The organism is Pseudoalteromonas sp. RB2-MNA-CIBAN-0110 (assembly GCF_040309305.1).
Classification (GTDB): Bacteria; Pseudomonadota; Gammaproteobacteria; order Enterobacterales; family Alteromonadaceae; genus Pseudoalteromonas; species Pseudoalteromonas arctica.
The window spans coordinates 1-13,210 of record NZ_JBEOOQ010000037.1; the positions used below are offsets into that span (position 1 = coordinate 1).

Below are 13,210 nucleotides of genomic sequence, written 5' to 3' on the forward strand. Positions count from 1 at the left end.
AAGAAGAAAAAGAGAAGAAAATTAGGGCAGGGTAATAAAATGCTGAGCTAAACAACCGCTCAATATTTATATTTTTACCTAAGTAATCTAGTTTGTTTTCCTCTAAAAGCGAAGCGCCTCTTAACCTCTTTGTGAATAAATTATTTAAAGGTTTTTTGCACAAAGAAAAGAGAATGAGCAGTAGAAGAGGGTATAAAAACTAGCAGCCTAAGTGGCTTTCATATACAGCTCAATATTGTTTGGTTCTGCATGCTCGATTAATTCAAACTCATTTACTGCTTCAATCAACATATGTTGCTGTTGTTTTTCAAGCTTTAGCTCAGCGCTTAGTAACTCTGCGCGTATTGTGGTGTAATCACTTATCGTATTCTGATTAGCTTTTAAATAGCTACGGGCAGCGCGCAGAGGTTGTAATGCGTGAGTATCAAACTCACTAATTGCGTCTATTAACTCATTTAACTGTTGGGTATTAATACTTAAATTTAATGAGTCTAAATAAAGTAGCAATAAGCATAAATTAACGTTTTTTCCTTGCTGGTTTTGTAGTGCCAGCAAGGTTGTTTGTTGATCAGGCTTTGCGTACAAGGTGCACGCAAACTGCCAAAAATGGTCGCTATTGAGCAAGTTCATCGGCGAATGCCTGCTCTTTTTCTTCCATTTCTTCAAGTGCCATAAGTAGCTCTTCTTCAATGTCGTTAAGCTTAGGCGTAAGGGTTGCTTGCTTGGCTAATAACTCTTTAAGCTTGGCTTTGTTGTCGTCGTTGTACAGTTCGTTATCACCTAAGGTCACTTCAACTTCACTTAATTCAGCAGTGAATTTATCGAGTTGCTTTTCAAGCTTTTCAATTTGCTTTTTAAGTGGCTGAGTGGCTTTTCTAAATTCAGCCTCTAAGCGCTTTTGCTCTTTTCGGTTAACGCCTGGGTTTGCTTTAGGCTCGTCGGTTTGCTGCGCTTTAACCGCTTCTTTATTCGCGTTAAGTAACCATTGGTAATATGCATCTAGGTCGTAGCCAAACTGGGTCACTTTGCCGTCATCTACTAAGTAAAACTCATCGGCAGTATTTTTAAGCATATGGCGATCATGAGATACGGTAACCATAGCGCCTTCAAAGCCTTGTAGTGCCATAACAAGTGCATGGCGCATTTCTAAATCAAGGTGGTTAGTTGGCTCATCGAGAAGTAATAAATTTGGTTTTTGATATACCAACATGGCAAGTACTAAACGTGCTTTTTCGCCGCCCGAAAATGGGGCTACAGGCTCAAGTGCTTTATCGCCAATGAAGGCAAAGCCGCCTAAAAAGTCACGTAGTGATTGCTCAGTGGCTTTTGGGTCTAGTCGTTGTATGTGCGTTATTGCACTGGCTTTTAAATCAAGAGATTCAAGCTGATGCTGCGCAAAGTAACCAATATTTAATCCGTGATGCTGAATAACTTCGCCCGCTTGCGGCTCTAAATCACCAGAAAGCAGTTTAATTAACGTTGATTTACCCGCGCCATTTCGACCAAGTAAAGCAATTCGGCTACCTGGTACAAGGTTTAGCTCTATATTATTTAAAATAGTGACGTCACCATAACCCGCTTTGGCTTTATCTATTGTCATTAGTGGGTTTGGTAATGCTTTTGGCTCTGCAAACTCAAAGTTAAATGGCGAGTCGGCATGTGCTGGCGCTAGTTTTTCCATGCGTTCAAGTGCTTTTACACGGCTTTGTGCTTGTTTAGCTTTACTGGCTTTTGCTTTAAAGCGCGTTATAAATTGCTCTAAGTGTGCAATTTGATCTTGCTGCTTATCAAACATTGCTTGTTGTTGTAGTAAACGCTCTGCTTTTTGGCGTTCAAACTGCGAGTAGTTACCTTTGTACACGTTGATAAGTTGCTTATCTACATGCCAAATTTGATCAACCACCGCATCTAAAAACTCACGGTCATGCGATATAAGTACAAGGGTGCCGGTATAAGCACGTAAAAAGCGTTCAAGCCAATAAACGGCATCTAAATCAAGGTGGTTTGTTGGCTCATCGAGTAATAGTAAATCGGCGTCGCGTATTAATGCTTGGGCAAGGTTTAAACGCATACGCCAACCACCCGAAAACGAGCTGACAGGGTTTTCTATTAGGTTATTGGCAAAGCCTAGACCATGTAATAGCTCACCTGCGGTTGATTCAATGCTATAGCCTTTAATATTTTCAAGCTGAATATGTACTTTGGCTTGTGTGTCGCCATCGTTGTTTTTCTCGGCCTCACGCAGTGCTATGCGCATTGAGTAGTATTCTGGGTGGCCTTGAAGTACATAATCAATCGCGCTTATTTCAAGTGCAGGTGTCTCTTGCTTAACAGAGGCAATAGACCAATCTTTTGGAATGCTGCAGTTACCGGCATCTAGTTGTAGTTCTGATTTTAGTAAACCAAATAACGTTGATTTTCCACAGCCATTAGCGCCAACAAGGCCTACTTTGTGTTCTGGGAATAATGTAGCTGATGCGTTTTTTAATAAGGCTTTACCGCCACGAAGTAGTTCTATTTCTGAGATTTGGATCATGAATGCGTTACTTTGCTGTGCCCTTGTTAAGTTGGCGCTATCATAACATAGAACTTAATGCTCTTATCAAGCGTATCAACAAGTGAAGTTATACGATAAAATGACAGCAGTTCAAACCACAGGAAAAATGTTGTGAGACAAAAGAAGCGATTTATTGCTGGTGCATCGTGCCCTGACTGCAAAGCCATGGATACTATGATGCTATACAGAGAACATGATGTTGAAAAAGTAGAGTGTGTTGAGTGTGGTCATAAAATGGCGCAACCCGATAACGCTGTTCAGGCGTCTACTCGCCAATTTGAACAAGTAATTGGTGTATTTAAACCGGGCGACTAACCCGGTTTTTTATTGCCTAATTTTTACCGGTTTTAGTAATGCGGTGGAGGCGGCTCAGGTGCTTCAGACATCATAGACGATGATGACTGCGACTCTTTAATTTTTTCTGCTAGCAGCTCAGTTTGGCGTTTCATTTTTGCTAAAAGTTGCTGGTGCACTTTTATTTCATCATTTAAGACTTCAATCGTCTCATCTTGAAAAGCCACTTTGGCTTCAAGTTCCATTAAGCGATGTTCAATTGTGTTCATTATTCTCTCGTATAATAAATCGCTCTGCGATACCGCTGGAGCTTTCGGTTAACAACGACTTACCGTTATCTGTAAATGTCACATCTAGCACCACCGCCGATTTAGGCTTACTGCCTTCGCGCGGGGTAACCTGCCAAGTTTGAATCTTTTCACCGCTTGGTATTTGCCACAAATCTACGCGCTTATTTGGCGAGCCGGTTGCAAGCAAAGTGCCTTGTTCGTTAAAACGCACAGCAGTAAAAATTTTCTGACGCGCAATATACTTCAGTTTACTCACAAGATCACCTGTAGTCAGCTTCCATACATTTGCTTGTGCCATACTGTCGGCCGTAAACGCATAGCGACCTTGTGGATCGAGCGTCACTTGGGTAACACGCGTTGGGTGATTAAAACGATGAATTACTTGCCCTGTACGTGTATCCCAAAAGTAAGCAACATAATCGTTAGAACCACTTAAGGCGTAGCGTCCGTTAGGTGATAGGTCAACGGTGTTAACTTTATCTTGATGACCTAAAAACTCAATACGACGTCCGGTTTCTAGGTTTACAAATACGACAACGCCGTCGCTACGGCCGTATAAAACACTACGGCCTTGATTGCTAATAGCAATATCGCGAATACTGGCTTTTTGTATTTTGTAATAACCTTTATTTTTGCCTGTGGCTATATCCCACACAGCAAACGTGTTTTTTTCGGCGGTAACAGCCACGCTGTTATCAAAAGCAATAGCAACGGCGTATACCAAACTGTCTTGATCTTGCTGCTGAAACCATTGGTATTTTAGTACCTGCTGTTGATTATCCCACAGGGCGACCCCATGGTTGATAGAGGAGATCAAACTGTATTTACCATCGTTTGAAACTGTTGATGAAAACGCACCTTGTGCAGCATGTTCGTAACTTGCTACAGCGTGTTGTTTTTTATCGGTACAGGCGATGGCTAAAAAACAGCTAAATACGATTAAAAAAGTACGAAATATCGACATATTACAGGTATTTCCCCTTAACTCTTAGTGACTGAGAGGTTAGACTAGGACGCGTTAAATGCCTAGGTTGTTTGTCTAATCACTGGATATGTTTTTAGTTTAGCTAACAATGTGGAATTTAGTCATTAAACAAGCAGCCTATCATGTGGGCCGTTAATCTTTAACTAGTAATAATACATTAAAATGACAACTGCAAAGTGTGTCGGAGATTTAAAATGAAAAAGACGATTAGATTGTCATTGATTGCAGCGTCAGTTTTAGCGCTTACAGCTTGTAATCAAGAAGCAAAAAAAGAACAAGCTGAAGTTAAATTAGACACTGTAGAACAGCAACAAGCATACGGTATTGGTGCATCTGTAGGTAACTTTTTAAATAAAGACTTAGCAGACAAAACAGAAATTGGTATTGAACTAGACCAAGCACTTCTAATCCGTGGTTTTGAAGATGCACTTGCTGGTAATGCAAAAATTGACGAAGAAAAAATTCGCGAAGTATTAACTGAACTAGATACATCAGTACGTACTAAGCAAGAAGAAAAAGCAAAAGTAGAGTCTGAAAAAAGCAAAGAAGCGGGTGTTAAATACCTAGCTGACAACGCTAAAAAAGAAGGCGTTACAGTAACTGAGTCTGGCCTACAGTATGAAGTACTTAGCGAAGGCGATGGCGAAAAGCCAGTAGCAACAGACGTAGTTAAAGTACACTACAAAGGTACTTTATTAGACGGTACTGAGTTTGATAGCTCATATGCACGTAACGAACCTACAACTTTCCCTCTTAACCGCGTAATTGCTGGTTGGACTGAAGGTTTACAACTTATGTCAGTGGGTTCTAAGTACAAGTTCACTATTCCTTCAGAACTTGCTTACGGCGACCGCGACTTAGGTAAGATTCCAGCTAATTCAACACTTGTATTTGAAGTTGAATTACTTGAAATTCAAAATGAAGAAGCACCAGCACAATAATAAGCTTATTGTGTAAATGCAAAAAGGGACCTTAGGTCCCTTTTTTAATATGCGTAAATAACATATTAGTTTGCGTGATTAGAAAACAAGTTATCAATAAGCTCATCTTCAAGTGCAAAGCGTGCTTCTAATGCCTCACCAATAACAGACAAGTCATCATCAAAACCCTTTAACAAGTCTTCTTTATCTACTTCAGCGTACTTATCATTAAAATCTAACGCTATGTCGGTTGTACTGGAAATACGCGGGTAAATAGAGTTTGCAAGCTCTTGGCTCTGTAAGCCCTTTTTTTCACATGCTTTTGCTATATCGTCATACACTTCAAAATGGCCTGCAGATAGGTAATCCATTAAAAGTTGGCAAAATGATTCAATTAGTTTTGGCTCTGGCAATGCTTGATCTTGTTTTTCGTACGGCGTAAAACCTGCAATTTTGCAATAAAGTACAATAAGGTCTTGGCGTTCGTTTAGCCATTTATCAATTACTGTGTGGCTACCACCCCATTTTTGTTGAGCTTTTTCTACACGCGTCAGCATAACTGTTCTCCTAGCTGGGTTGGTCTTTCAATTAGAATATAATAAGTTTATGTACATCAAGATATATTTAATTTGCGCGTATATCAACAAGTAAAGTTGAGCTACTTTGAGGGGTGTACCTTTTTATATAATCTAAGGCGAGAGATTTTATTTTAGACAAGAAAAAACCACCAGTTACGGTGGTCTAATTTCTTTCAGTGACTTGTTATAACAAGCTTTCTTATTTTTATGAGATGATTTTTATTGTTATTATTTTAAAACATTTATTTTTATTGTTTTAAGATTTTTATTATTGTTTTTGTTAACGCGGGACAAACAATAACAAGGTTTTTGTAATGTTGCAAACATATTAATAAAAAGTTTTAAATGTTATTCTTTTTTGCTTGTTTTATAGTCAAAATGGATTAAAGCACGCCATTATATTGATCTGCCTCTAGGTAAAGCTGTTTTCGTCCCTAAGCAATAGAGGGTCGGAGAATATGGTGGTACAATCTTGCACAATTTATACAAGTCTTAGGATCATTTACGCCATGAGCGAATTAAAAAACGACCGTTATTTACGTGCACTTGCAAAACAACCTGTTGATGTAACTCCGGTATGGATGATGCGCCAAGCAGGACGCTATTTACCAGAGTATCGCGCTACACGTGCACAAGCGGGCGATTTTATGAGCCTGTGCCGTAATGCTGAGCTTGCATGTGAAGTAACACTGCAGCCATTACGTCGCTACCCGTTAGATGCCGCTATATTATTTAGTGATATTTTAACGATTCCAGATGCGATGGGTTTAGGTCTTTACTTTGAAACTGGCGAAGGCCCTAAGTTTGAACGACCTATTTCATCACTTGCTGATGTTAAAAAAATTCCAAAGTTAGACCCTACAGACGAGCTTGGCTACGTAATGAACGCAGTAAGCACTATTCGTCGTGAACTTAAAGGTGAAGTACCGCTTATTGGTTTTTCTGGTTCACCTTGGACGCTAGCAACTTATATGGTTGAAGGCGGTAGCAGCAAAGTATTTGGTAAAATCAAAAAAATGGCGTTTGCAGAGCCGCAAACACTTCATTTATTACTCGATAAGTTAGCTGACTCAGTTATTGATTATTTAAATGCTCAAATTAAAGCTGGCGCGCAATCGCTAATGGTATTTGACTCATGGGGTGGTGTATTAAGCCCGCGCGATTACAACGAATTTTCACTGCAATATATGCATAAAATTGTAGATGGCTTAATTCGTGAATACGATGGTCGTAAAGTACCGGTTACTTTGTTCACTAAAAATGGTGGTCAATGGATTGAAGCTATTGCAGCAACTGGTTGTGATGCAATTGGTCTTGATTGGACTATTAATATTAGCGACGCTAAACGCCGTGTGGGTGATAAAGTAGCTCTACAAGGTAATATGGACCCATCTATGTTACACGGTACACCAGAGCGTATTCGCCAAGAAGTAGGCACTATTTTAGAAGACTTCGGTACAGGCAATGGCCACGTGTTTAACTTAGGCCACGGTATTACACCAGATGTAGACCCTGAAAATGCTGGTGTATTCATTAATGCAGTACATGAGCTAAGTGCTAAGTACCATAAGTAATAGCTACTTAAATAAACTTTAAAACTGTTTAAAAGTAAAAAACCCGCTAAGTTGCGGGTTTTTTGTTACCTATTTATAAAGGCTTTTAAAACTACTTATACCAATTCGCTTAATTAAGTGATCTATTTTGAGGGAAGAAAATCGTGTCGATAACAAGGCAAAAATTTCGTTATTTAGTGTTCTATATCAGAAATTTTTAACGTAGTTAACGTCAGATTTAACCCCTCAAATTGATTAAGTATTATTGCGGATTGGTATTATTTAAGCAGTTATTTAAATAAGCGATTTAAACCATTTAATGCCGCAACACGGTAGGCTTCAGCCATGGTTGGGTAGTTAAATGTGGTATTTACAAAGTAGTCGATATTATTGCCACCATTTTTTTGTTCCATAATGGCTTGGCCAATGTGAACAATTTCAGATGCACGCTCGCCAAAACAATGTACGCCAAGTACTTCTTTGGTTTCAGTGTGGAATAATATTTTTAAACTACCTACTTCAGTACCAGCAATTTGCGCGCGAGCCAAATGCTTAAACTGAGCACGGCCAACTTCATACGGTACTTTAGCGGCTGTAAGTTCTTGCTCTGTTTTACCTACTGAGCTCATTTCTGGGATGGTATAAATACCGGCCGGAATATCAACAATCAGGCGGTCGTCACAGTTACCACACGCAATTGCATCAGCAGCTATACGACCTTGGTCAAACGCAGCACTAGCAAGGCTTGGGTAGCCAATTACATCACCTACAGCGTAAACGTTATCAACTTCTGTTTGATATGTTTCGTTAACTTTTAATTGGCCACGGCTATCGGCTTTTAAACCAATGGCTTCAAGGTTTAATGTATCTGTATTACCAGTACGGCCATTAGCAAATAAAATACAGTCAGCTTTTACGCGTTTGCCTGATTTTAAATGCATAATAACGCAGTCGTCACGTGTTTCTATTCTGTCAAACTCTTCGTTATGACGAATAACAATACCGCTGTTCCAAAAGTGGTAGCTAAGCGCATCAGATATTTCAGCATCCATAAAAGCAAGTAGGCGGTCGCGTGTATTAACTAAATCAACTTTAGCGCCTAGGCCTTTAAATATAGAGGCATATTCACAACCTATTACACCAGCACCGTATATCAGTACGCGGTGAGGGTCGTGCTTAAGACCTAAAATAGTGTCGCTCTCGTAAATACGAGAATGCGTAAAATCGACTTCTGGTGGGCGATAAGGACGAGAACCAGTTGCTATAACTATTGTTTTAGCCGTAAGTCGCTCGGTTGAGCCGTCATTTCGCTTTATTTCAATCGTGTGCTTATCTACAAAGCTCGCATCGCCTTGAAACATATGAATGCGGTTACGGTCGTAAAAGCTACTACGTAAATTAGATTGCTTAGAAATAACCGAACTGGCGTGACGTAAAATATCAGGAAAAGTTAAGCGGCTAGGGCGCTCACCAATATTAAATAACGGGTTTGCTTTGTATTCAATATAGCGGCTAACCGAATGACGAAGAGCTTTTGAAGGGATAGTTCCCCAATGTACACAACCGCCACCAACAGCTTCTTGGCGTTCAATAACCGCTACTTTTTTGTCGTTTTTTGAAAGGTTCATGGCGGTACCTTCACCGCCAGGACCCGTGCCAATAATTATTGCATCATATTGGTATGTCACGGGTACTTTTTTTTGTTCTGGTTGTTTGGCCACAGCCACTCCTAAATTAATTAAAAGAGGCTTTTAATAACCTCGCATTAAGTGCTAGCCATGCCTGTTTTTGATTTTCCCAGGCGGCTTCCAACTCATGGTATTGTGCCATTAATGCTGAGCGTTCACACTGCTTTGCCATGTTATTTTTTTTAACTTCTAACACTTGTTTTTGTAGTGAACAATAATTTTGCAGTTTTTTCAGCAGTAAATCGTACTCTTGTTGTAATAATGTAATCTTATCTTGTGCTAAAGGCAATTTTGCAAGACGCGTTTGCGTTTTGCTCATTAGTGTTTCGGCCTTTGCTTTTTCGATACGTTCAACAGGTGTACGCTTCAATTTATTAGCTAAACCAACAGCTGCTAAAGAGCGGATCATCCATTTTGTTGGATCGTAATGAAACCATTTAATACCGTTACGGTAGTCGCTTGCAAAAATATGGTGGAAGTTGTGATACCCCTCACCGTATGTAAATAACGCTAAAAAGCCGTTATCGCGTGCCGTATTTTTTTCGGTGTATGGGCGAGAGCCCCAAATATGTGCAACCGAATTTATAAAAAAGGTAAAGTGTTGGCTTAGTACTAAGCGTAGTAAACCTGCAAGAATTAACATACCCCACACATCACCAACTAATAAACCAAGTGCAAGAGGCAAACCTACGTTCATAGCAATAGCTAGTTTTAAGTAGTGCTTATGTTGCCACATAACGACTTTATTTCGTTGTAAATCACGACAATTACTATAGTCGTTGTAGCTATCGCCTTGGTAGTCACGTAACATCCAGCCGATATGGCTATACCAAAAACCATTGGTAGCCGCGTAAGGGTCTTTTATTGGGTCGTCAACTTGACCGTGATGTATACGGTGATCGCTACTCCAATGCAAAGCACTGTTTTGTAGTGCAAAAGCACCGCCAAGCGCAAAAATAAATTCAACAGCAGGGTGTGCGTTATAGGTTTTATGTGCCCATAATCGATGGTAGCCAGCAGTAATTGATAAGCCTGCATAAAACATGCAGCCAACAAAAGCAATCCAATGCGCGCTGGTAAATCCGTAGCTAATGGCGTACCAAGGTACAAGTGTGGCAGCCGCCAAAAAGGTTAGGCTAAAAAATAGGACGTTTGTCCAAATAATCGGTGGTTTATTCATAATTCTCAATCTCAGCGTACAACTGTAAGCTAAAATAGTATTTCAAACTCTCGTCGTCAAGTATTAGACTGGACAATTGAGCTAATATCACTAAATATTCATATAAAATAATTCAGGGAGCTGTTGATGTCGGGTGTTAGAGCGCAACAGAAACAAAAAACACGACAGGCGTTAATTCAAGCGGCATTTAATCAGCTGAGTGCTGATCATAGTTTTTCGAATTTAAGTTTACGCGAAGTAGCACGAGAAGCTGGTATTGCCCCAACTTCTTTTTATCGTCATTTTAAAGACATGGATGAGCTAGGTTTAACTATGGTAGACGAAGCCGGTTTAACCCTTCGTCAACTAATGCGTCAAGCACGCAGACGAATAGCAAACGATGGCGGCAGTGTTATAAATACCTCTGTGGTTACTTTTATGGAGTTTATTGATAACTCAAGTAACCAATTTAGGTTGTTGCTGCGAGAACGCTCTGGGACTTCTAAAGCATTTAGAGCCGCTGTAGCCCGCGAGGTAAAACATTTTATTTTAGAGCTGGCTCATTATTTAGAAAGTGAAACTAAATGTAATGCTATGCATGCCTATATTCAGGCGGAATCTATGGTAACGCTCGTATTTAATGCGGGTGCAGAGGCGCTCGATATAGAAGGATTGCAACGCGACGAATTGATTGAGCGCGTTATTTGGCAGCTGCGTTATATTACTCGTGGAGCCGGGCATTACGTAAGAGAAAACACTGAACAAAGTTAGCAAATTTAAAAATTCATTGTAGATTTTTTGTGCCTATTTCTTTATATTAACGCACTATAATAACGGCATACCTTTTAGCCGTAACTAAATAATAAATAAGTCTCTTATTAAGAGAAAGCGAGGATGCAAATGCTCACCAAGGATCCGGTGAACTTAAATTACCCCCCACTATTTGAACAACCACATAATGAGCCTGAAAATTCAGAGCCTGTGGTTACATTCTCTTATTTAAGTCGTGCTCAGCTTTGCAAGCTTCCTAAAGTGTTGCAAAGGCAACTGCAAGACAACCTGTTTGGTGCGCTAGATAAACACCAAGCTGCGCGATTACGCGACGACACACGGTGCCAATATTGGGCTAAAGACAAAGAGTGGAAAAAAGTACCGTATTCTCTCTTTAAGCAAGCTAATACACGCTTAGCTGTTTACCCAAAACAAACTCAAGCACCAACAAAGTACTCGGGCGCGGTTAATAATGGTTCAATTACATCATCGCAAACAGCGTTGCAAAACAATACTTTTATAAATAACACAGTAATGACGCCAAGCACTTCTGCATTTATAAACAGCCAATCAGCTGCGCAAAATAGTCCGCAATTTATAAATCAGCAAAGTTATAATCAAAAACCTAAAAAAGCGGTGCAACCTATACAACAACATGCGCCCGCTTTACGTATTTATAAGCCAGAGCTAAACAGCACAATGCTACTAAAAGCATCTCACACTGTTAGGCAAAATTTTACAACCCACGTACTTAGCGCCGCCGAAACCGTAGAGCAATTAGCACAGCAATATACCGGCTATAAAAATGCCAATTTAATTTACGATTACAACCTAGGTTATAGCGAGCGCAAACCTGCTAAAGCAGGCACAAGCTTAACAGTACCCAGTGGTTGGAAACTCAATATAGAAGGCTCATGCAGTAACAGCCGCAGTGTAGTTATTCAGTGGCAAGGGCCAACTAGTGGGCAAATAACGCTACAACTAGAAAAAAAGCGCCCCGACGAAGTCTCGTTTTGGCAGCACTACGCTGAAGTAAAACCGGGTCTTTATAATGTTACGGTAACTGCCAGTGGCGCAACCGACACCACCACATTTACTGTTGAACAACCCACTCTAGCCTACGAAATAGAACTACTCGACGAAGCTGGCGAACCACAAGCCAACATGGGCTACAAAATACGCCTACGCAACGGGCACATTATTACCGGGCAGCTAGATCAAAACGGTTATGCCAACGTATCAGGCCCCGACTTTGAAAACGCTAAAGTCAGCTTTTTTGAACTCGACAGCGAAGATTGGTCTGTAGGCAAAGTTTAAGGATACACAATGACCCAACAACACACTGTAGCTCAAGGTGAAACGCTATTGCGCATAGCAAAGCAATACGGCTACCAAACATCTAAAGCGCTTTACAACCACCCAAGCAATGCAGAGTTTAAAGCCCTACGCCCAGACCCAAACTTAATTTACCCGGGCGATAAAATTACGATTCCGCCTAAAAAAGAAAAGTTTATACCGCTGCGCACCAACAGTATTAACAGCTTTGTTGTACAAAACGAAAAAGAGTACTTTCGTCTGCAAGTATCGTACGACGACGGCGATGACGTAGTCGGTAAACGCGTAGTACTTAATATTGGTAACCAAACAATAGATACCGTATTGCAAAGTGATGGGCTTATCGAAGTAGAGCTTAATAGTAACGACGCCCTAACCGGCACAGTCGATTTATACCTAAATGAAGGCGATACCACACCAACTAAAAGCTTTAACGTGCAAATAGGCAATCTAGATCCAATAGACACGCTTTCAGGTGTGCAAGGCCGGTGCAATATGCTTGGGTTTGATTGTGGTACGGTTGATGGTGTTATGGGTAAAAAAACTCGCATTGGTGTAAAGGAATTTCAGTACGAGCACGATCTCGACATAGACGGCATACCAGGCCCTAAAACCAAAGCAAAACTACAACAAGTATTTGGGAGTTAGTATGAGTGCCCCGCACAGTATGGCAATGGTAGTAAATAACATAAACCCGTTAATTATGGTTAAGCCCGCTTTTGTGTTTATGTATCAGGTTGACCCAAATACGCCAAAGTATGACAAAGAGCAGCTTATACTTATAAATAAACAACATAGCTGGCAACAAGTACAATCTATAGCCAGTGTAAGGCTTGATTCCACGTGGGTAAAAATAAAATTTACTAATATTCCTCAAAGTGGCAACTTTGATTTAATGCAAGACCCAAATGATGGCCAGCCAGCTTATTACATTTTCGACAATGTCCCATTCAGTGAGCTTTACGACCAAACGCCAGAATCCGTTTTAATGGCAGAAATAGTAGAAGAGTAAGTGCAAGCACTTTGACTCAATAACACAAGTTTTAATGAGTGCGCTTATTTATATTACCTCGTAAATAA

14 protein-coding genes are annotated in these 13,210 nt (G+C 40.2%); 7 read left to right on the plus strand and 7 right to left on the minus strand.

The genetic code is table 11. From position 1 onward, the window contains the following. Positions 1-207: 207 nt before the first annotated feature. Together AAEY68_RS16125 and AAEY68_RS16130 are read right to left on the minus strand one after the other, a co-directional pair. Positions 208-630 (minus strand): TIGR02444 family protein, encoded by a 423-nt coding sequence (locus tag AAEY68_RS16125; protein ID WP_165726850.1) that lies wholly within the window; start codon positions 628-630, stop codon positions 208-210. Then, positions 614-2,536, minus strand: coding sequence for an ATP-binding cassette domain-containing protein (locus AAEY68_RS16130; protein WP_350586413.1), 1,923 nt, complete (start codon positions 2,534-2,536; stop codon positions 614-616). Before AAEY68_RS16130 ends, AAEY68_RS16125 begins: the two co-directional genes overlap by 17 nt. Positions 2,537-2,668: 132 nt before the next feature. Between AAEY68_RS16130 and AAEY68_RS16135 the strand changes: the two genes are divergently transcribed. After that, a complete protein-coding gene (locus AAEY68_RS16135; protein ID WP_007378899.1) occupies positions 2,669-2,872 on the plus strand; it encodes a YheV family putative zinc ribbon protein in 204 nt (67 codons plus the stop codon). Positions 2,873-2,904: 32 nt separating this feature from the next. On the opposite strand, the gene AAEY68_RS16140 is transcribed toward AAEY68_RS16135, so the two are convergent. Both AAEY68_RS16140 and AAEY68_RS16145 read right to left on the minus strand, forming a co-directional pair. After that, on the minus strand, positions 2,905-3,120 hold the full coding sequence (locus AAEY68_RS16140) for a SlyX family protein (RefSeq protein WP_007378900.1): 216 nt from the start codon (positions 3,118-3,120) through the stop codon (positions 2,905-2,907). After that, positions 3,107-4,105, minus strand: a complete 999-nt coding sequence (locus AAEY68_RS16145; protein WP_350586415.1) for a WD40 repeat domain-containing protein — start codon at positions 4,103-4,105, stop codon at positions 3,107-3,109. Before AAEY68_RS16145 ends, AAEY68_RS16140 begins: the two co-directional genes overlap by 14 nt. Before the next feature lie 215 nt (positions 4,106-4,320). Here AAEY68_RS16145 and fkpA point away from each other — a divergent pair, with 215 nt between their 5' ends. Next, positions 4,321-5,067, plus strand: coding sequence for an FKBP-type peptidyl-prolyl cis-trans isomerase (fkpA, locus tag AAEY68_RS16150; protein ID WP_007582243.1), 747 nt, complete (start codon positions 4,321-4,323; stop codon positions 5,065-5,067). Positions 5,068-5,132: 65 nt separating this feature from the next. Here the strand turns inward: fkpA and AAEY68_RS16155 are convergent, their stop codons facing one another. Beyond that, positions 5,133-5,603, minus strand: a complete 471-nt coding sequence (locus AAEY68_RS16155) for an Rsd/AlgQ family anti-sigma factor (protein WP_007582240.1) — start codon at positions 5,601-5,603, stop codon at positions 5,133-5,135. Positions 5,604-6,133: 530 nt separating this feature from the next. On the opposite strand from AAEY68_RS16155, the gene hemE reads away from it, so the two are divergent. Further along, on the plus strand, positions 6,134-7,198 hold the full coding sequence (gene hemE, locus AAEY68_RS16160) for a uroporphyrinogen decarboxylase (RefSeq protein WP_002961084.1): 1,065 nt from the start codon (positions 6,134-6,136) through the stop codon (positions 7,196-7,198). A 269-nt stretch (positions 7,199-7,467) separates the two neighbouring features. On the opposite strand, the gene sthA is transcribed toward hemE, so the two are convergent. After that, positions 7,468-8,898, minus strand: coding sequence for a Si-specific NAD(P)(+) transhydrogenase (sthA, locus tag AAEY68_RS16165; RefSeq protein ID WP_024592322.1), 1,431 nt, complete (start codon positions 8,896-8,898; stop codon positions 7,468-7,470). A gap of 13 nt (positions 8,899-8,911) precedes the next feature. Next, positions 8,912-10,045: an acyl-CoA desaturase gene (locus AAEY68_RS16170; protein WP_024589509.1), complete on the minus strand. Its 1,134-nt coding sequence runs from the start codon at positions 10,043-10,045 to the stop codon at positions 8,912-8,914. A 126-nt stretch (positions 10,046-10,171) separates the two neighbouring features. Here AAEY68_RS16170 and fabR point away from each other — a divergent pair, with 126 nt between their 5' ends. From fabR to AAEY68_RS16190, 4 genes are all read left to right on the plus strand, one after another. Continuing rightward, a complete protein-coding gene (fabR, locus tag AAEY68_RS16175) occupies positions 10,172-10,795 on the plus strand; it encodes an HTH-type transcriptional repressor FabR (RefSeq protein ID WP_007582233.1) in 624 nt (207 codons plus the stop codon). A gap of 147 nt (positions 10,796-10,942) precedes the next feature. Further along, positions 10,943-12,112: a hypothetical protein gene (locus tag AAEY68_RS16180; protein ID WP_350586417.1), complete on the plus strand. Its 1,170-nt coding sequence runs from the start codon at positions 10,943-10,945 to the stop codon at positions 12,110-12,112. Positions 12,113-12,121: 9 nt separating this feature from the next. Beyond that, a complete protein-coding gene (locus AAEY68_RS16185; protein ID WP_024589511.1) occupies positions 12,122-12,778 on the plus strand; it encodes a PGRP and LysM peptidoglycan-binding domain-containing protein in 657 nt (218 codons plus the stop codon). Between the two features lies 1 nt (position 12,779). Further along, on the plus strand, positions 12,780-13,142 hold the full coding sequence (locus AAEY68_RS16190; protein WP_024592320.1) for a hypothetical protein: 363 nt from the start codon (positions 12,780-12,782) through the stop codon (positions 13,140-13,142). Positions 13,143-13,210: the final 68 nt, after the last annotated feature.

Coding starts and splice junctions, on each gene's coding strand:
- AAEY68_RS16125 (WP_165726850.1), bottom strand. CDS start 630: ATGAACTTGCTCAATAGCGACCATTTTTGGCAGTTTGCGTGCACCTTG.
- AAEY68_RS16130 (WP_350586413.1), bottom strand. CDS start 2,536: ATGATCCAAATCTCAGAAATAGAACTACTTCGTGGCGGTAAAGCCTTA.
- AAEY68_RS16140 (WP_007378900.1), bottom strand. CDS start 3,120: ATGAACACAATTGAACATCGCTTAATGGAACTTGAAGCCAAAGTGGCT.
- AAEY68_RS16145 (WP_350586415.1), bottom strand. CDS start 4,105: ATGTCGATATTTCGTACTTTTTTAATCGTATTTAGCTGTTTTTTAGCC.
- fkpA (WP_007582243.1), top strand. CDS start 4,321: ATGAAAAAGACGATTAGATTGTCATTGATTGCAGCGTCAGTTTTAGCG.
- AAEY68_RS16155 (WP_007582240.1), bottom strand. CDS start 5,603: ATGCTGACGCGTGTAGAAAAAGCTCAACAAAAATGGGGTGGTAGCCAC.
- hemE (WP_002961084.1), top strand. CDS start 6,134: ATGAGCGAATTAAAAAACGACCGTTATTTACGTGCACTTGCAAAACAA.
- AAEY68_RS16170 (WP_024589509.1), bottom strand. CDS start 10,045: ATGAATAAACCACCGATTATTTGGACAAACGTCCTATTTTTTAGCCTA.
- fabR (WP_007582233.1), top strand. CDS start 10,172: ATGTCGGGTGTTAGAGCGCAACAGAAACAAAAAACACGACAGGCGTTA.
- AAEY68_RS16185 (WP_024589511.1), top strand. CDS start 12,122: ATGACCCAACAACACACTGTAGCTCAAGGTGAAACGCTATTGCGCATA.
- AAEY68_RS16190 (WP_024592320.1), top strand. CDS start 12,780: ATGAGTGCCCCGCACAGTATGGCAATGGTAGTAAATAACATAAACCCG.